This window comes from Arthrobacter sp. Marseille-P9274 (assembly GCF_946892675.1).
Classification (GTDB): Bacteria; Actinomycetota; Actinomycetes; order Actinomycetales; family Micrococcaceae; genus Crystallibacter.
The window spans coordinates 204,786-221,356 of sequence record NZ_CAMPOV010000003.1 but is presented as its reverse complement, the minus strand read 5'-3'; the positions used below and the strand labels follow the sequence as shown (position 1 = coordinate 221,356).

Below are 16,571 nucleotides of genomic sequence, written 5' to 3'. Positions count from 1 at the left end.
ACTGCGGCGTAGCGCGTCGCGTCCATGGCCGGTGGTGCCGCTCACCGCGGCACTGCGGTGACTATGACATTGTCGCTGTAGTCTTGGCGCTCGTCCAGCCACCGGCCGCCGCAGGTCACGAGCTTCAGTTCGGGAGGGCCGTCCCGGCGGAACAGGCTCCCGCCGTCGAGATCCCCCTTCTCCACCGACTCCACCCGGGCGACCGTGTATTCCAGCTCGTCGCCGTCGGCCTGTTCCACCGTTACCCGCGCGCCGGCGTCCAGCCGCTTGAGTTCGGCGAACGGCGCCACATCGGTCAGCGTGTCGACATGCGCCGCGATCACAGCGCTGCCCTCCTTCTCTCCGGGAACCGTTCCGTAGCGGTACCAGCCGGCCTGGTAGAACGAGTCGGGAATGACCATCGCGTTGTCCGGGCCCACGCCGACCTCGACCACTTCGACGGAGATGGAGGTGCCCTCGACCCGCAGGAACCGCGGCGGGGCCGGGTCGCGGGGCGGCGGGGCTGGCGTCGCTTTCCGGAGGGGAATGTCCGGGAGGGCCGGCGCCGGTTCGGCGGCGGTCCGGACGGGGGCCTCTGTCGCGGTGCTGGCCGCAGGACTCGCTGGAGCGGAACCGGGAGTCGGGGCGCCGCAGGCCGTGGCCAGCAGCAGGGTCGCGGCCAGGGAAATAACGACGGCGGGGCGCTTCCTAATGCGGCGGGTCGCCGTTGTCGCGGGCCGGTTCATGCTGCTCCTCAAAAGTGGGGCCCGCCCGGTCCCTAGGTGCCCGGGACCGGACGGGCGGATGGAGGCGGCGCCCACCTTTGGTGGAGGGCGTGGACGCCGCCGGCTCAATCAGCCGCGGCGGGCCACGGCGCGGCGCCGCAGGGCCACCGTGCCAGCGCCGAGCAGCAGCAGGCCGCCTGCCGCGGCGCCGGCCACGGCCGCACCGGTGCTGCCCTCGTCGGCAGCCGCACCCGAGCGGCCTCCGGGGACGGCTCCCGGATTCGCGTGCAGGCCCTCGATGTTCTGGACGGCCAGCTGCAGGTTGCCGTCGTCGAGGCTGCCCCAGGCGTAGACAATCGAGTGGGTGCCTTCGACCACCGTCACGTCGGCAGGGCCGATCACGGGTTCCGTGGTCCCGGCAGCCGCGACGGACGCGGGCACGGTGCCCGGATCCAGCGTCAGGGTCTGCTCATCCGGATTTTCGAGGCCTTCGATCACCGCGGTGTCCCCGGCCAGGACGTCCACTGCGGGGGCGGCGGCGGTATGCCGGACCGTCAGCTTGCCCTTGCCGGCCTCGATGGTGGACACATCGTTGGTGTAGAAGTTGGCGGTCGGGTTGCCTTCGGCGTCGAGGTTCGCCACGGCCGTGTAGTTGCCGCCGTCCTTGAGTTCGACGTCGACCGGGCCGATGACCGCGTCGTCCGCGCTGGCGGCGTCCGAGGCCGTGATGGCCAGCGAGTGGCCCCCGGCAGGAACGGGAAGCGGTCCGGCCAGGGTTCCCGGCGCGAAGTCGTCCAGGGCGAGCGCACCGTCGACCCACACATCGACGGTGAGGTCCGGCACGCCGTGCAGTACCGACAGCTGGGCTTCGCCGTCCGCGGCCTGGGCGGGCGCGGCAAAACCGGCCGCCGCCATCAGTCCTGCGGCTCCGGTAGCAAGAATCATTCTGCGCATTGCCATCTCTCCTTCAACGGCCCGGGGGACCGGGCGGGATGTTGCTTACACCCCTACTACCGTCCGGGGCCCCCGTTTGGATGCAGGCGGACGCAAATTCTTTGTGAAACGGCTGAAGGCCCCGCGCAAGGGAGCGCGCCGCGGTCGTAAATTCCCTTCAGACTTCCGCCGCGCAGGCTCCAACATCGTGACGGATCAGCTACCCGGCGGGACAATGAGGGTGTGGGCGGACCGGTGAATTCGCGGCCGCTGCAGCTGCTCCGGGAGTAACCCTGGGGTGGCGGGGCGGCCGCGGGAGTCCGAGAGTGGAGTCGAGATGACCAGGTTTGTGATCGGGCCCGATGTTGCACTGCAGTTGGCCCGCGACGAGGCCCGAATCGCGATGGCGCACCAGCTCGTGGCGCCCACCTTGCTGCGCTCGCAGGTCCTCTCCCTCCTCTACCGTGAAGTCCAGTGCGGCGCGATGGAGCCGCGGGAGGCGGAACGGCAGCTCGACTACCTTCGGGGGCTGCGGATCCGCCTGCTGGGGGACCGGGCCTTGCAGCAGGCCGCCTGGAAGGTCGCGGCCGAACTCGGGTGGCCGGACACCTTCGACGCCGAATACGTGGCGCTGACCCAGCTCCAGGCGGACGCCTTCGTGACGCTCGACCCGGAGCTTGCCCGGTCGGCGCGGAAGCTGGTGAAGCTCGCCGAGCCGGAGGCATTGTTCCTGCCGGCCGGTGCCGGCAGGAGGGCGGGCAACGGCGGGGGACGCCAGCGGAAACTGCCGCCGAAGGATGGAGCGCCGCCGTCGTTAGCTACGGGATGACACGGGGCGGAGCCGCGCGAAGGTATCTCCAGGTTCGCCTTGTCCATCTGCGGGCGGCACTTTCGAAGGAGGACTGATGGCACGGGTTTTCATCACCGGCTCCACCGACGGGCTCGGCCGGGCCACCGCACAGTCCCTCCTGGACAAGGGGCACGACGTCGTTGTGCACGCGCGCAGCGCCGGACGCCTGGCCGCGCTCCAGGATCTCCTCGACCGCGGCGCGCTCGGCGTCGTCGGCGACCTGTCCGACATAGGGGAAACGCGCGACGTCGCCGGCCAGGTGAACCGGGCCGGTCCCCTGGACGCCGTGGTCCACAACGCGGGCGTGCTCGGCGGCGCCCACGTCTTCCAGGTAAACGTCGTCGCGCCCTACCTGCTGACCGCGCTCATCCACCGGCCGGGCCGGCTGATCTACCTCAGCAGCGGCATGCACCGCGGCGGCAGCGCCGACTTGGCCGGTATGGCCCGGGACGGCGCGGCGCACCGTGTGTCCTACTCGGACAGCAAACTGCACGTGACCGCCCTGGCAATGGCGGTGGCCCGGCTGTGGCCGGACGTGCTCAGCAACGCCGTCGATCCCGGCTGGGTGCCCACCAAAATGGGCGGCACGAACGCCCCGGACGACCTGCGGCTGGGCCACGTCACCCAGGAATGGCTGGCCACCAGCGGCGACCCGGAGGCGCTCACGAGCGGCGGCTACTGGCACCACCAGCACCGGCAGAAGGCGCACCGGGCCGCCTACGATCAGCGGCTGCAGGCCGGGCTGCTTGACCAGCTGGCCCGCATCACCGGGGAGCGGCTGGCCTGAACCCGGTTCCGTCCCCCCACTCCGGAGAAGCGGACCGCCAGCGGCTTGTGGTCCGGCCAGGCGGCGCGTGGGCGCCCAACGAGGAGTTGGGAGCGTTGTTTATCTGCCCGGGAGCGGCCTAGCGCGGCTGGGCGGGGTTGGTCGGGTCGCCGTGCGACGGCGGGTTGATGGGCGGGCCGGACGTCGCGGGAGACACGGGCGAACCCTGTTGGCTCTGGCTGACTTCCGGCATGTTCTCCGGAATGGATCCGCTGGGCTGCGCGCCGTTCTTCAGCGCGTCGATGCGGGCCTCCAGCACCTGCACAACGGGCAGGCGATTGCCGTGCCCCTGCTCGTAGTCGAGCAGCGCCTGCACGCCCTGCTCATCCAGCGAGGAGATGCGGGACCCCAGCGTGCCGAGCGGGATATGGTCATAATCCGGAAGCGGCAATTCTTCGCGGTTCAAAGACTCATTCATGATTCCTCCTAGGCTGGAAGCAGACGACGGTGGATCTTTGATGGTCAGCCGGGCTTGGTTCGAATCTAGTCCTGACACGGGTAGGACGTAAGGGCAAGCGACGAATCCGTCAGGCATAGCTGCCAGTGCCGATGGCAGCCTTGCTGTTTACCAGGCGGCGCGCCAGTACTGATCCGCGCGCGGGTTCCCGTCGCGGGCGACGCCGAGGACCTTCGCCGCGTTCGCCGGCCAGTGCGCGTCCTTCAGTGCCGCGCGGCCAACGCTCACGCCGTCGGCCTGCCCGGTGACCACCACGTGTTCGGCCTGGGCCGGGTCGGTCAGGAGTCCGACGGCGGTGACGAAGGAATCCGTGCCTTCCAGCGCTTCGCGCACGGCAGCGGCGAGCGGAACCTGGAAGCCCGGGCCGGAGGGGCCGTGGTACGACCCGATGCCGGCGCTGGAGAGGTCGAATGCGGTGACGCCGAGTTCCCGCGCCTCGCGGACAAAACGGAGCGTGTCGGCGAGCCGCCAGCCGCCCTCGACCCAGTCGTCCCCGGAGAGGCGGATCGCCAGCGGCTTGTGGTCCGGCCAGGCAGCCCGAACGGCCGCGATGACCTCGCGCGCGTACCCAGTGCGGTTCTCGTAGCTGCCCCCGTAAGCGTCCTCACGGTGGTTGGTCAGCGGGGAGAGGAACTGATGGATGAGGTAGCCGTGGGCGGCGTGGATCTGTATGACGTCGAATCCCGCCTCATCGGCCCGGCGTGCGGCGGCTGCCCAGGACCGGACGGAGGCCTGGATCTCGTCAACGTCCATGGCGTGCGGCCGCGCCAGGCCGAAGATGTCGGTCGTCGAGGGGCCGACCGTTTCCCAGCCTCCCTCGTCCACGGGGATGGAGCCTTCGGCCTGCCCGGGCAGCCAGGGGTAGGTGGAGGCCTTGGCGCCGGCGTGTGCCAGCTGGACACCGATCGCCGCCCCCTGCTCGTGGGCGAAGTCCACGATGGGCTTCCAGGCGTCGCGCTGCGCATCGTTCCACAGCCCGGCGTCGCGGTCGGAGATCCGGCCCTCGGGCACTACGGCGGTTGCCTCAGCAACGACGAGGCCGAAGCCGCCGGCGGCCCGGGCTCCGAGGTGCACCAGGTGCCAGTCGGTGGGAACTCCGTCGCGTGCGGTCACCGAGTACTGGCACATCGGTGCGAGCACCGTGCGGTTGCGCAGCTGCAGTCCGGTGCCGTCGGGGGTGGTCAGGGTCGCGGGTTCGAAGAGCTTACTCACGTAAGGCTGCAACCGGAGCCCGGCCTCAGCTATTCCGGCGCGCGCCTAGCGCACCATTGCGGAAGCCGGAACCTAAGCAGCTCCCGCCGTCGTTAGCGGTTTGTTGAGTAAGCCCAGATGGCTGTTGCGGACCCGGGGGTCGGTCAGCTGGCTTCTAGGTCCGTAGCCGGGTCCTGTCCCAGTTTGCCGACGGCGGCGGCGCATACTCCGGCGGCTGCGGCCACTGTTTCGGCAGGGATACCTGAGGCCAAAGCCGTGGTGATCTGGGCGTCGCAGGCCGCTTTCGCCTGGTCGAGAGCCCATTCAGCTGCTTCGACCTCCCCGGCCCGGACCGTGACGGCGGCGAGTGCTTTCTTCTGTACGGGAGACAAGCTGGCCATGGCATCCGTATCCTCGTCCGGCGTCGGAAGGCGCCCAGGCGGCACCTCCAGGGACACGCCTGCATCGAGCGCTGCAATGGACAGGGGCAAAGTCTTTGTTTCAGCAATGGGCTCCATGGAGGTCCCTTCCAATACTCGGCGCGAGACTTCTGTCCCTTCGGAGGAAGAAGACCTTCGAGCAAGACCGACCGGTCTGTCTCGTGGCCCACAGCATATACACGGAACTGCTGAATCGTGAACCATGGAGGTCGTCATCTGACGCTGGAAGTCTGCTTTGGGCGGCCACCTCGCGCAGGGCGGAACCTCCTTCCGGCGGGACGGCGGAGGGAGCCGGCCGCTTTCGGATGAGTGGCGTATCCTAGGTGACTGTCATGAGCCGAATTGCAGCAGCCGAATCCGCGAACCCGCGGGAGCGCGTGCTGTCCGCGGTTTATCCGCTCTTTGCGCATCGCGGCGTCCGTGATGTGGGTATCGACGAAATCATCCGCACTGCCGGCGTGGCCAAGGCGACGTTCTACCGGCATTTTCCATCCAAGGATGCGCTGGTGCTGGCGTTCCTGCAGCGGCGCGACGAGGTCTTCGGTATCAGCTGGCTCCTTGACGAGGTGGCGCAACGTGCGGACAGCTCCGAGGGGCGGCTGCTGGCCATCTTTGATGTCTTTGGCGAATGGTTCGCGCGCGAGGACTATGAAGCGTGTTCCTTCATCCGTGTGCTGTTTGAGTTGGGCGCTTCGGATCCGGCCGGGCAGGCCAGCATCGGCTACTTGAGCGAGATCCGGAACCAGATCGCCCGGCTGGGCGAGGAAGCCGGCCTGCACGACGTGGACGGATTCGCCCGGTCGTGGCGGATCCTCATGGCCGGATCGATTGTTGCCGCGGCTGAAGGAGACCGGAATGCAGCAGTTCGTGCCCGCCGACTGGGGGCCCTGCTGATCGCTGAGCACCGCGCCGCCTGAACCTGTCTGAGCCGAAGGAACCGTGCAGCCGCCGTGTTCAGCACTGGACGAGAATCAGGCGCTGGCAGCCAAGGAGACCTCGCCGGTCGGGGTGGGGAGGGCGGCGGCTACAAGCTGCCGACTGTGTTCGTGCTGGGGGTTCTCGAAGAAGGCGTCGGTGTGCGCGAGTTCGACCAGGGCGCCTTGGTAGAGCACGGCAACCCTGGTGCTCATGTAGCGGATGACGTTCATGTCGTGCGAGATCACAACGAGGGACAGTTCCCGGTCCTTCTGCAGGCGGAGCAGCAGGTCCAGGACGTTGCGCTGCGCCACGGAGTCCAGGGCAGAGGTGGCCTCGTCGCAGATCAGGACTTCCGGCTCCAGCAGGAGCGCGCGGGCGATGGTAAGCCTCTGCAGCTGCCCTCCGGAACACTGGCCCGGGTGCCTGTCCAGCAGGCCGGGGTCCAGTTCGACATCCCGCAGGACCTGGCTGATGCGGCCAGCGCGTTCCTCGGGCGAGTGGTTGCGCCCCTGCAGCAGCGGTGCTTCCAGGCTCGCGCGGAGCTCCATCCGCGGGTCGAAGGCATCGTACGGCTCCTGGAAGACGAGCTGCGCCTTGGTTCCCGGGGGCCGCGTGACGATTCCGGTGTTCGGGATTTCGAGGCCGACGGCGAGGCGGGCCAGGGTGCTTTTCCCGGATCCAGATTGGCCGAGGACGCCGAGGACCTCGCCCTTCCGGACGGTGAGCGAGACGTTCTCCAAGGCGGGGCGCTGGCCATGTTTGGTCGCGGGGTAGCGCTTGGTGACCCCGTCCAGCGTCAGCACGTCGTGCGCGCTCGCCGCCGCGCCGGATTCCAGGGGAGGGGCCAGCTTCGATGCGGCCAAGAGTCTTTTCGTGCAGGTGCTCTCCGGGCTGCCGAGAACCGATGCCGTTGGCCCGGCCTCCCTGATGCATCCGGACTCCATCACGACGATCCGGTCGGCGAACGCCGAGACGGTGGCCAGATCGTGGCTGATGTAGAGGACACCGAGTCCGTCCTGCCGCCGGCGCCGGTCGATCATTTCCAGGATCTGGCGCTCAAGGACCTTGTCCAGGGACGACGTCGGCTCGTCCGCCAGCAGCAGCTCGGGTTGCCCGGCAAGGGCGATGGCCAGCATGGCCCGTTGCGCCATGCCGCCGGACAGCTGGTGGGGATAGGCGCGGGCCCAGCGGCCGGGTTCGTCCAGACCTGACTCCGCCAGCAGTTCGACCGCCCGGACGCGGGCTTCGCCTTTCCGCAGGCCGCCGTGGAGCATCAGCGGCTCCTCGAGATGGCTTGCGACGGTGCGGCGGGGGTTGAACATGCGCTTGGGCTGCTGGAACAGCATGCCGACGCGGCCTCCGCGGATCCGGTTGAACTCCTTCGGGGTGGCCCTGCCGAGGTCTGTTCCGCCCAAGCTGATCGAACCCGATACGACCTGCAGGCGCGGCGGCAGAAGCCCGAGGACGGACATCGCGGTCAGCGTTTTGCCGCTGCCGGACGCCCCGACGAGGGCGACGAACTCCCCGGGTGCTACCGACAGGTCGACGCCGGACAGGATCGGGCGCGGGACGGATCCGTGCTGGCTCCCGGCCCCGCGGACCCGGCTGGAGGCCGGCGGTGTGTGCGTCAGGCACAGCTGCTCGATGACCAGACCATCAGGCATTTTGCACCGCCTTTGCCGGGGGATCCAGGATCAGCCGGCTGCCGGTTATGCGAGCCAGGTGCTGGCCGATGAGGGTGACGCAGAGGGCGACGATGAAGATGGCCAGCCCGGGGGCGAGGATGGTCAGCGGCGCGCGTGCAGCAAAAGGCTGCGCCGCGGCCAGCATTGAGCCCCAGTCCGACTGCGGCGGCTGCACGCCGAGCCCGAGGTAGGAGAGGGCTCCGACGTTGATCAGCATCTGCCCGAACCGGAGCGTGGCCTGGCCGAGCAGGGGTGCGGCGAGGTGCGGCAGGAGGTGCCGCCTGACGATGAAGGCGGGAGTGCAGCCGACCACCCGGGCCGCCTCGATGAAGCCGCGCGTGGAGAGGTCGTAGGCCAGGGCACGGGCCAACCGGGCGAAGGGAGTCCAGCCGGTCACGACCAGGGCCAGCAGCAACGCCGGATAGCCGCTTCCCAGCATCGCGACCAGGAACAAGGCCACGACCATTTCCGGCAGCGCCAGGACGACGTCATTGGTGCGGGTGAGGAACTCGTCGAGCCATCCCCGGCGTCGTTCACTAACCACTCCGATGCAGGTGCCGATGACGCCGGTCAGCAGTGTGGCCAGGGCGGCGATGGTCAGCGAGAACTGCCCGCCCTCGAGCAGCCGGCTCAGCGTATCCCGGCCCAGGTGGTCGGTGCCGAACCAATGGTGGGCGCTCGCGGGCGCGAGCCTGGCCCCCAGGTCCTGTTCGGCCGGAGGATAGGGGCTGATCCAGGGCGCGAGGAGCACCGCCAGCACAACGAGGGCGACCACCGCGGCCGCGGTCAGGACATGGGCGGGACGGTTACGCATGATGGGCCTTGAGTCGGGGGTTGAGGAGCCGGTGGACCAGATCGGCCGCCGTGGTCAGGGCGACGGCGAGGGCAACGACGACGACGACGCCTCCTTGCGCCAGGGGGATGTCGCTGTTCAGGACGGCGTCGTACAGCAGGCGCCCCATGCCCGGAATCGCGAAGATGACCTCCACGATGACCGATCCGCCGAGCAGGCCGGCGAACCACACGGCCGTCATAGTCGTTAGAGGCAGCAGGCCATTGGGAAGCACATGCTTCAGCACGGTCTTGCGCAGGCTCAGGCCGCGGCTCCGGGCTGCGGTCACGTGGTCCGAGTCCAGGGCGTCGAGTACTCCTTCCCGCACGGCGGACGTGAAGTAGCTGGTCGGCCGCAGGGCAAGCACAATCGCGGGCAGGATGGCAGAGGCGGGCCCCGCCCAGCCGGCGGACGGCAGCACAGACAGCTTCAGGGCGAAAACCAGCACGAGCGTCGGCGCGAGCCAGTATTCCGGGATGGCGATGAATGCCTGGGTCACCACCGTGATAACCCGGTCGGCCGCGCGTCCCTCCTGCAGGGCTGCGACCGTCCCGAGGACGGTGGACAGGAGGACTGCGGCACCGAGCGCCACGATGACCAGGCTCAAGGTGACGAACAGTGCCGGGAGTACCTGCTCAGCCACCGGCGTCCTGCTGGTGTAGGAAAGGCCCATGTCGCCGCTGCCGAAGCGGCCCAGCCAGCGCAGGTACTGCGCCCAGAGCGGATCGCCGATTCCCAGCTCGTGCGTCAACGCCTGGACCGTCGACTCGTCGACCACCTCCCCGGCGACCCGCGAACGGATGATCTTGCGGGCGGCGTCGCCGGGCGTGACGTAGGGGATGAGGAAGACCAGGAACGATGCCAGGAGCACGGCGATTCCGAGGGCCACCGTCCTGCGGGTCAGGAAAACCATCATCGCCGGAGCTGCTCCCGGCTGCGGCCTGAACTGGCGGTCACGAGGCCGGCTTCGCCGTTTCGGCTCGGAGCACGTAGCGGGACAGCGGGTCCTGGGCGTAGGACTGCAGGCCGGTGCCGACGGCGTCGATGGCCTGTTCGTTGACGAGCCAGACGTTCACGGCCTGCTCCTGCAGGATCTTGCCGGCCTCGGCGTACAGCCGGTAGCGTTCCTGGGCGTCGCCCGTCGTGGCAGCCTGCTCGATGAGCTTGTCGTAGTCCTCGTCGCAGAAGTGGCTGAGGTTGTACCCGCCGTCGCAGGTGTAGTCGGCAGTGAGGAACCCGATCGGGTCGGCGATGTCGATCAGGCGGTTGCGCTGGCTGAGCACCATGTCGTAGTTGCCCGCCAGCAGGTCCGGTTCCACCGCGGCGTACTCCGCGGTCCGGATCTTCACCGGAACGCCGACGGCCTTGAGGTTCTCCTGGATGACGGTGGCGACGTCGGCGAACTCGGCGCGCTCGACGATCGCGATGACCTCGAGCGGCCGCCCCGCGGTGTAGCCGGCAGCGGAGAGCAGGTCGCGGGCGGCGTCGAGGTCCTGCTTCGGGGCAGCCGCGCCCTCGATCGCCCACGGCTCGGAGGGGGCGAAGGGGCCGGTGGCCGGAATGGCGGCACCCTCGTAGACGCTGGCGGCCAGGGCATCCAGGTCGAGCGCCGCGGCGATGGCCTTGCGGAAATCGACGTCGTCGAACGGCTTCTTGCCGTTGTTCATGTAGAGCGTCGCGGTCCGCGGGGAATCCGCCTTGAGGACCTCGACGTTGCCGTCGGACTCAAGCGTGGACAGGCTGGACACCGGGATGGAGAGGGAGACGTCTGCTTCGCCGGTCTGGACCTGGGCGGCGCGGGTCGCCCCGTCGGTGATGAAGCGGACCTCGGCGCCGGCGAGCTGAACCTGCCCACCCCAGTAGTCTTCGTTCCGCTCAAGCGTCAGGGACTGCTTGGTTTGCTCCGAGACCGCGGTGAAGGGACCGGTGCAATGCCCGAACGGGTCCACTGTTTCGCCCTCGAAAGCGGCCGGGGCGAGCACGCCCGTGTTGACGCTGGCGAGGCGGTAGGGGACCAGCGGGCTTTCCGACGGAGTGCTGATGCGGACCGTGTGCTCATCGACGGCTTCCACGCCGCTGACGACAGTGGGATTGAACGCCCTGGCCGGGACCTCGGCGTCGAGCACGTGCTGCAGGGACGCCACGACCGCCGCGACGGTCAGGTCGGTGCCGTCCTGGAACCTGACGCCATCTCGGATGGTGAAATCCCACTCACGTTCCGAGACCTGTTCCCACTCCGTGGCCAGCGAGGGGACGATCTTGCCCTCGGCCTCGTCGTAGCGGGTCAGCGTCTCCAGGCAGCCGGAGAGCGACAGGATGTAGGAGGCGTCGCTTTCCAACGCCCAGTCAGCCACCGGGGCACGGAAGTTGTCCACCACGATCTTCTGGTCGAGGTCCGCGCCCTGGGCCTCTCCTTCCGACCCGCTGAAGCCGCAACCCGAGAGTGCCAGGAGCGCCGCGAGTCCCAAGGACACGGACGAAGGGAGTGAAACGCGCACGAAACCACCTAGATTCGATGCCTGCGGAGAGTCCCCAGGCGAAGGATCGGCCGAAACAGCCACGCAAATCTTAGGCAAGGCTTACCTCAGCGGTCCAGTCTGTACTGCAACGTTTGTCACAATTGGCCGTCCGGGCCTTGCCGGAGCCTGCGTCCGGTAAACGCCGGCGCCGCCTTGACCTTGCCGTTCGCCGGTAGAGCGCTGTCCGGGGCCCGGTTCCGGTCAGCGGAGCGGCTTGTCATGTCGGCGCTGGGCGCCGCCGCGCGAAGCTTCGGGTCAGATCCCCAGGGCGGTGTTGACGTCATCCAGCGTGCGGGCAGGCAGGTACTCGTAGGGAGGCAGTTCAGGGTCGTAGCCGCGGTCCAGGTAGACCTTGTTCCGGATGCCCAGGTCGTAGGCCGGGATGATGTCGTAGCGCTGGTGCGATGAGATGTGCAGGAAGTCTTCCGGTGCGGCGTCCAGGGCGTTGAACATGTACTCGAAGGCCTGGAGGCGGGGTTTGTAGGCCCCGGCCTGTTCCGCGCTGAGGACGGCGTGGAACGGGGCACCCAGCCGGGGGACGCTGGCGGCAAGGTGGCGGTCGTCCGCGTTGGAGAGGATGACCAGCGGGAAATGCTCCGCCATTTTTGCCAGCGGGCCCGGAACGTCGGGATGCGGGCCCCAGTTGAGCACCGCCGTCGTGATGGCCTTGATCGCCGCGGCTTCGGCGTCGAGGCCGAACCTGCGGCAGGTCCTGCGGTAGGAAGATTCGAGGACCTGGTCGTAGGGTGCGTACTCCAGGATCTCGTCGAACCGGTACGTCCGGAAGACCGCGATAAAGCGGTCCAGCTCCGCGGGGGACAACCGGCCGATGAGGAACGGCTCGACTGCCTTCCGCATCTGGAAATGGATCAACGTGCCGTAGCAGTCAAACGAGATGTACTTCGGCCTGAAACGAATCTCCGGCACGCTTGCGTCCTTTCCGCGGGCTCCAGGTGGCCGTGTCGATGATAAAGCGGCAGCGCGTTCCCGGGCATATCCTTACGGTTCGGTTGAGGCAGGCGGGTGTGGTTTGGCCGGGGGACACGTCTCGTCACAGTCGTGCTTGGTGACGAGGTCGAAGGTGGCGCCGCCGTGCTGGTCGACTCCGGAGCGGATGGCGCGTTCGACGACGGAGTCGGCGAGGCGCCGGCGCAGGGAAAGGGGATCGCGGCGGAGGTCCTTCGTCAGGGCGACGCACATCAGGAGCATGACCAGGACGAAGGGCAGCGCGGTGACGATGGTGATGTTCTTGAGGCCGTTCAGCGCTTCGGCGGGTTCGTCGCCGCCGGCGAGGAGCATCACCGCGGCGACGGCGCCGGTCAGGGCGCCCCAGAAGATCACGACGCCGCGTGCCGGTTCGCTGCCGTTGGAGCTGAGGGTGCCCATCACGATGGAGGCGGCGTCGGCGCCGGTGACGAAGAAGATGCCGACCAGGACCATGGCGAGGATCGCGACGGCGCCGGCGAGGACGTTGGGCAGGGGCAGGTTCTGGATCAGGTCGAAAAGCGCGCCGTCGAAGGAGATGCCGGGAACACCGTTGGTGGTCTCGACGAGTCCGTCGGTGGGATCGGGGGTGGCATCGGCCCTGGCCTGGACGCCGAAGCCGGCGCCGCCGAAGATGGCGAACCAGATGACGCTGACGATGCTCGGCACCAGCAGCACGCCGGCGACGAACTGGCGGATGGTCCGGCCGCGGCTGATCCGGGCGATGAACATGCCGACGAACGGCGTCCAGGAAATCCACCACGCCCAGTAGAAGACGGTCCAGCCGGACATCCAGGTCCGCAGCGCCTCATCGCCGACGGCTTCCGTGCGGGAGGCCATCTCGGCAAGGTCCCGCGCATAGTCGCCGACGGCGGCGGGCACCAGGTTGAGGATGAACAGCGTGGGCCCGGCGATGAAGACAATGAGGGCAAGGACTACGGCCAGGACCATGTTGATGTTGGAGAGCCACTGGATGCCGCGGCTGATCCCGGAGACGGCCGAGGCGATGAAGCAGGCCGTCAGGACCGCGACGATCACGACAAGAACGGGCGTGGCCAGGTCCCCGACCCAGCCGTTGGCGGCCAGGCCGCTGCCGATCTGCAGGGCGCCGAGGCCGAGCGAGGCGGCGGTGCCGAACAGGGTGGCGAAGATGGCCAGGATGTTGATGACTTTGCCCGCCGGCCCCTCCACCGTCTTGCGGCCGAAGAGCGAGGTAAAAATCGAGGAGATCAGCTGTCTGCGGCCCAGCCGGTACGTTCCGTAGGCGATCGCGCAACCGACGACGGCGTACATCGCCCACGGGTGCAGCGTCCAGTGGAAGAGTGAGGTGGCCATGGCGGTCTGGATGGCTTCGGGGGTCTGGCCGTCCACGGTGCCGGGCGGCGGCGCGACGTAGTGGTACATCGGCTCGGCGACACCGTAGAACATCAGGCCGATGCCCATGCCGGCGGCGAACATCATGGAGATCCACGAGACCGTGCGGAACTCCGGCTTCTCACCGTCCTTGCCCAGCGGAATGTTCCCGAACCGGCTGACGGCCAGCCACACGACGTAGACGACGAAGAGCGAGGCGAGCAGGATGAACAGCCAGCCGGTGTTCGCCATGACCCAGTTCAGCACCGCGGTCGACGTTGCCGCGAGATTGTCCCTTCCCGCGAATCCCCAGATCACGAATGCCAGGGCCGCAGCCCCGGCGACGACGAACACGGTTTTGTCCAGAACGCCCGGCCCTCGGCTGAGTTCCGCCGCCTCATGTTCGGTTACGCTCTCCCGCAGCTCCTGGAGGATCTGCGCATCGCCCTCCACCACTACGGCCGGACTGGGAGAGGCAGTTTCTTCCCGGACTACAGTCCGGATCTCTTCCTCAAGATGGCCGTCCCCAGCGGCACGTTCCTTGTTCAAAGGCATGGTGGTCCTTCTGGCGGAAAACCGCTCTTTATCGGATGGATGCGGAACTGAACAGCCTGGCTCGGCGCCGCTCGAAACGTTCGCTAGATGAGCCCTCCGGCCGTGAGGCCCGGGGGCAGGTTCGGCGGTGCGTCGGACTCGATGACCATGATGTCCCCGTCGATGACCTGAACCTCGTGCACACGCACGGGAAGCTTGGCCGGCGGTGCATCTACCTCTCCGGTCCGAAGATTGAACTTTGATGCGTGCAGGGGACACTCAACTTCACAGCCTTCAATCCAGCCGTCTGCCAGCGAGGCATCCTGATGGGTGCAGGTGTCGTCAACGGCAAAAAGCTCGCCGTCTTCGGTGTGGAACACCGCGATGGGAGGCGCGGTGTCCAACCGAAGGGCGTCCCCGGGGGCCAGAGCGCTCAGTGGACAGGCTTTATGCATTCGGAATCTCTTTCGCCTCGTTAGGGCCGAAGGTGATAGCCACTCGTTGGTTACTGCTCAACGCAGATCACGTTGCGCAACAGTGTGATCCCGCTCACGAGCCTTGTCAAGACCGGCCGCTTCGGAGGGAGACCCGGTAACCGTCGTCTTCGAGGTACATTCGCCGGCCGCGGCCGCGGTCCAGATATACCCAGACGGTCCGTCCGTCTTCGGTAATGTCATCGACTACACCCGTCTCCTTCAGCCGCTGGGGATGTTCAATGGTGACCCAGTCTCCCGGGAGTAGGCGGCCCGGGCTTCCCGGACCGTTTTCGTGGACGGTGGCCACAGAGGATTGCGTCGACATGGCGCGCCTTACCCGAGTGACCTGACGATGCCGCTGGATACCAGCACACCCTCTGTTTCCGCAGCGGCCCGGGCAGCTACAGCGGTGTGGAGCAAGAGGAGCGCGGTCGTGATTGTGCCGACACCCCCGGGAACCGGCGAGAGTGCCGAGGCGACCTGCTCCACCGATCGGGCGTCGACGTCGCCGACCAGAGCACCGTCCTCGAGCACATTGGTTCCCACATCGACCACGACGGCGCCCGGGGCTACGTGGCGGTCGGTCACCAGTCCGGGCCTTCCGGTGGCAACGACGACGACGCCGGCAGCCCGCGTGTAGTCCTCCAAGGGTCGCGAGCGGGAGTGGCAGATTGTGACCGATGCGTTCCGTTCGAGCAGCAGGTGCAGCAGCGGTTTGCCTACGACGGCCGACCTCCCGACGACGGTCACGTGGCGGCCGTCGATGGGAACGCCATAGTGGACCAGCATCTCCACGACGGCGCGTGCCGTAGCAGGGGCGAATGCAGGAAGTCCGACGGCCAGGCGGCCGAGGCTCAGTGGGTTGGCGCCGTCGATGTCCTTGCCTGTTTCAATGTTGGGGACTAGCTCGTCGACCTGGACTCCGTCCGGAAGCGGTGTCTGCAGGATGATGCCGTGTGTTTGTCGATCTTCGCTGAGCTCGGTGAGCATGGTCTTGAGCTGCGCCGAGGAGGCCGATGGGCCCAAGTCGATGATCCTGCAGTCCACGCCGGCCTTCGCGGCGGCCTTGGCAATGGATCGGACGTACCAGTGCGTGGATTCGTTGTCGGTGGCTACGACAACAGCGAGTCCCGGAACGATCCCTTTGGCTGCGAGTTCTGAAACGCGATCTTCGAGTTCGGCCCGAAGTACCTTGGCTACGGGTGCGCCGGACAAGGAAGCCGCAGTCATGACAGCACCCGCTTCCGGACCCGCGCGGACAGATCGTCTGCCGACGCAATGGCCTCGTCGGCCCGCAGGACGTCGGAGCGCAGCGCGTCCTGCAGGCCGGTGTCCTTGATCGCCTTGATGTTGATCTCAAGGGTTATTCTTGCGGTGCCGATGGCCGCGCGTGCCGCTTCCGAGGCGGCAGCGACGTCACTGATGACGTTGGCGTTGCCGATGTAGGCCAGCTCGTGGCCGAGGGCGATGATTTGTTCTCCGAGGTCGATGAGTGCCCGGGGCGGTTCGGCTGCGCGCGCCAGCGCTTCCTGGACGGCCCGGCTGCGGGTTGCCTTTTCATCGTCGGATCCGCCCGGGAGCCCGTAAGCCGCGATGACGGCGGCGAAGGCCTCCTCGTCGTCGTCGGAAATCCGCACGGCGGCGGGTATGAGCCCGTCAGCGCTGGAGATGATCCGTTCAATGTCTTCTGCATCGTCTGCATACTTGGGGCCGGTGGAGTAGCGGGCAACCATGGCGATGAGGGCTGCACCCTGGGCTGCATGCAGCGCACCCGCAGCACCTCCGCCGGGGGTGGATTGCCGGGCCGCCAGGCGGCCCAGGTAGTTGTCGATGGTCTCTGAACTGATCATGTGTTGGTCCAATCGCGGT

The 16,571-nt window shown here is 67.9% G+C and carries 18 protein-coding genes; 3 read left to right on the top strand and 15 right to left on the bottom strand.

Annotation, left to right across the window (positions count from 1 at the left end; translation table 11 throughout):
* Positions 1 to 41: 41 nt before the first annotated feature.
* Positions 42 to 725 (bottom strand): class F sortase, encoded by a 684-nt coding sequence (locus tag OC550_RS18380; RefSeq protein WP_262107385.1) that lies wholly within the window; start codon positions 723 to 725, stop codon positions 42 to 44.
* Positions 726 to 833: 108 nt separating this feature from the next.
* Complete coding sequence (locus OC550_RS18375; RefSeq protein WP_262107384.1) at positions 834 to 1,658, bottom strand: DUF4397 domain-containing protein; 825 nt, start codon at positions 1,656 to 1,658, stop codon at positions 834 to 836.
* 316 nt (positions 1,659 to 1,974) lie between these two features.
* Here OC550_RS18375 and OC550_RS18370 point away from each other — a divergent pair, with 316 nt between their 5' ends.
* Entirely contained in the window at positions 1,975 to 2,466 is a 492-nt protein-coding gene (locus OC550_RS18370) for a type II toxin-antitoxin system VapC family toxin (protein ID WP_262107383.1), read from the top strand.
* A 76-nt stretch (positions 2,467 to 2,542) separates the two neighbouring features.
* Positions 2,543 to 3,274, top strand: coding sequence for an SDR family NAD(P)-dependent oxidoreductase (locus OC550_RS18365; protein WP_262107382.1), 732 nt, complete (start codon positions 2,543 to 2,545; stop codon positions 3,272 to 3,274).
* A gap of 118 nt (positions 3,275 to 3,392) precedes the next feature.
* On the opposite strand, the gene OC550_RS18360 is transcribed toward OC550_RS18365, so the two are convergent.
* The 3 genes from OC550_RS18360 to OC550_RS18350 form a co-directional block, all read right to left on the bottom strand.
* The gene (locus OC550_RS18360) at positions 3,393 to 3,731 is read right to left on the bottom strand and encodes a hypothetical protein (RefSeq protein WP_262107381.1); all 339 of its coding nucleotides are present in this window, start codon (positions 3,729 to 3,731) and stop codon (positions 3,393 to 3,395) included.
* A gap of 147 nt (positions 3,732 to 3,878) precedes the next feature.
* On the bottom strand, positions 3,879 to 4,982 hold the full coding sequence (locus OC550_RS18355; protein WP_262107380.1) for an NADH:flavin oxidoreductase/NADH oxidase: 1,104 nt from the start codon (positions 4,980 to 4,982) through the stop codon (positions 3,879 to 3,881).
* 143 nt (positions 4,983 to 5,125) lie between these two features.
* Entirely contained in the window at positions 5,126 to 5,479 is a 354-nt protein-coding gene (locus tag OC550_RS18350; RefSeq protein ID WP_262107379.1) for a hypothetical protein, read from the bottom strand.
* Between the two features lie 254 nt (positions 5,480 to 5,733).
* On the opposite strand from OC550_RS18350, the gene OC550_RS18345 reads away from it, so the two are divergent.
* Positions 5,734 to 6,318: a TetR/AcrR family transcriptional regulator gene (locus tag OC550_RS18345; RefSeq protein ID WP_262107378.1), complete on the top strand. Its 585-nt coding sequence runs from the start codon at positions 5,734 to 5,736 to the stop codon at positions 6,316 to 6,318.
* 54 nt (positions 6,319 to 6,372) lie between these two features.
* Here the strand turns inward: OC550_RS18345 and OC550_RS18340 are convergent, their stop codons facing one another.
* The 10 genes from OC550_RS18340 to OC550_RS18295 all read right to left on the bottom strand — a co-directional run bounded on the left by OC550_RS18340 (position 6,373) and on the right by OC550_RS18295 (position 16,552).
* Positions 6,373 to 7,983, bottom strand: a complete 1,611-nt coding sequence (locus OC550_RS18340) for an ABC transporter ATP-binding protein (RefSeq protein ID WP_262107377.1) — start codon at positions 7,981 to 7,983, stop codon at positions 6,373 to 6,375.
* Positions 7,976 to 8,818, bottom strand: a complete 843-nt coding sequence (locus tag OC550_RS18335; protein WP_262107376.1) for an ABC transporter permease — start codon at positions 8,816 to 8,818, stop codon at positions 7,976 to 7,978. Before OC550_RS18335 ends, OC550_RS18340 begins: the two co-directional genes overlap by 8 nt.
* A complete protein-coding gene (locus tag OC550_RS18330) occupies positions 8,811 to 9,752 on the bottom strand; it encodes an ABC transporter permease (protein ID WP_262107375.1) in 942 nt (313 codons plus the stop codon). Before OC550_RS18330 ends, OC550_RS18335 begins: the two co-directional genes overlap by 8 nt.
* Positions 9,753 to 9,789: 37 nt before the next feature.
* Positions 9,790 to 11,334: an ABC transporter substrate-binding protein gene (locus tag OC550_RS18325; protein WP_262107374.1), complete on the bottom strand. Its 1,545-nt coding sequence runs from the start codon at positions 11,332 to 11,334 to the stop codon at positions 9,790 to 9,792.
* A 276-nt stretch (positions 11,335 to 11,610) separates the two neighbouring features.
* Positions 11,611 to 12,282, bottom strand: coding sequence for a haloacid dehalogenase type II (locus OC550_RS18320; protein ID WP_262107373.1), 672 nt, complete (start codon positions 12,280 to 12,282; stop codon positions 11,611 to 11,613).
* A gap of 72 nt (positions 12,283 to 12,354) precedes the next feature.
* Positions 12,355 to 14,247: a BCCT family transporter gene (locus OC550_RS18315; RefSeq protein ID WP_262107372.1), complete on the bottom strand. Its 1,893-nt coding sequence runs from the start codon at positions 14,245 to 14,247 to the stop codon at positions 12,355 to 12,357.
* A gap of 83 nt (positions 14,248 to 14,330) precedes the next feature.
* Positions 14,331 to 14,681 (bottom strand): bifunctional 3-phenylpropionate/cinnamic acid dioxygenase ferredoxin subunit, encoded by a 351-nt coding sequence (locus OC550_RS18310; RefSeq protein WP_262107371.1) that lies wholly within the window; start codon positions 14,679 to 14,681, stop codon positions 14,331 to 14,333.
* A gap of 106 nt (positions 14,682 to 14,787) precedes the next feature.
* The gene (locus tag OC550_RS18305; protein ID WP_262107370.1) at positions 14,788 to 15,027 is read right to left on the bottom strand and encodes a hypothetical protein; all 240 of its coding nucleotides are present in this window, start codon (positions 15,025 to 15,027) and stop codon (positions 14,788 to 14,790) included.
* An 8-nt stretch (positions 15,028 to 15,035) separates the two neighbouring features.
* Entirely contained in the window at positions 15,036 to 15,932 is an 897-nt protein-coding gene (locus tag OC550_RS18300) for a bifunctional 5,10-methylenetetrahydrofolate dehydrogenase/5,10-methenyltetrahydrofolate cyclohydrolase (protein ID WP_262107369.1), read from the bottom strand.
* Positions 15,929 to 16,552, bottom strand: a complete 624-nt coding sequence (locus tag OC550_RS18295) for a cyclodeaminase/cyclohydrolase family protein (protein ID WP_262107368.1) — start codon at positions 16,550 to 16,552, stop codon at positions 15,929 to 15,931. The genes OC550_RS18300 and OC550_RS18295 overlap by 4 nt, the downstream gene beginning before the upstream one ends.
* Between the last annotated feature and the right edge of the window lie 19 nt (positions 16,553 to 16,571).

What these genes read in the sequence shown, in the direction of transcription:
- OC550_RS18380 (WP_262107385.1), bottom strand. Translation starts at nt 725, where the DNA reads ATGAACCGGCCCGCGACAACGGCGACCCGCCGCATTAGGAAGCGCCCC.
- OC550_RS18375 (WP_262107384.1), bottom strand. Translation starts at nt 1,658, where the DNA reads ATGCGCAGAATGATTCTTGCTACCGGAGCCGCAGGACTGATGGCGGCG.
- OC550_RS18370 (WP_262107383.1), top strand. Translation starts at nt 1,975, where the DNA reads ATGACCAGGTTTGTGATCGGGCCCGATGTTGCACTGCAGTTGGCCCGC.
- OC550_RS18365 (WP_262107382.1), top strand. Translation starts at nt 2,543, where the DNA reads ATGGCACGGGTTTTCATCACCGGCTCCACCGACGGGCTCGGCCGGGCC.
- OC550_RS18360 (WP_262107381.1), bottom strand. Translation starts at nt 3,731, where the DNA reads ATGAATGAGTCTTTGAACCGCGAAGAATTGCCGCTTCCGGATTATGAC.
- OC550_RS18350 (WP_262107379.1), bottom strand. Translation starts at nt 5,479, where the DNA reads ATGGAGCCCATTGCTGAAACAAAGACTTTGCCCCTGTCCATTGCAGCG.
- OC550_RS18345 (WP_262107378.1), top strand. Translation starts at nt 5,734, where the DNA reads ATGAGCCGAATTGCAGCAGCCGAATCCGCGAACCCGCGGGAGCGCGTG.
- OC550_RS18340 (WP_262107377.1), bottom strand. Translation starts at nt 7,983, where the DNA reads ATGCCTGATGGTCTGGTCATCGAGCAGCTGTGCCTGACGCACACACCG.
- OC550_RS18335 (WP_262107376.1), bottom strand. Translation starts at nt 8,818, where the DNA reads ATGCGTAACCGTCCCGCCCATGTCCTGACCGCGGCCGCGGTGGTCGCC.
- OC550_RS18330 (WP_262107375.1), bottom strand. Translation starts at nt 9,752, where the DNA reads ATGATGGTTTTCCTGACCCGCAGGACGGTGGCCCTCGGAATCGCCGTG.
- OC550_RS18315 (WP_262107372.1), bottom strand. Translation starts at nt 14,247, where the DNA reads ATGCCTTTGAACAAGGAACGTGCCGCTGGGGACGGCCATCTTGAGGAA.
- OC550_RS18310 (WP_262107371.1), bottom strand. Translation starts at nt 14,681, where the DNA reads ATGCATAAAGCCTGTCCACTGAGCGCTCTGGCCCCCGGGGACGCCCTT.
- OC550_RS18305 (WP_262107370.1), bottom strand. Translation starts at nt 15,027, where the DNA reads ATGTCGACGCAATCCTCTGTGGCCACCGTCCACGAAAACGGTCCGGGA.
- OC550_RS18300 (WP_262107369.1), bottom strand. Translation starts at nt 15,932, where the DNA reads ATGACTGCGGCTTCCTTGTCCGGCGCACCCGTAGCCAAGGTACTTCGG.
- OC550_RS18295 (WP_262107368.1), bottom strand. Translation starts at nt 16,552, where the DNA reads ATGATCAGTTCAGAGACCATCGACAACTACCTGGGCCGCCTGGCGGCC.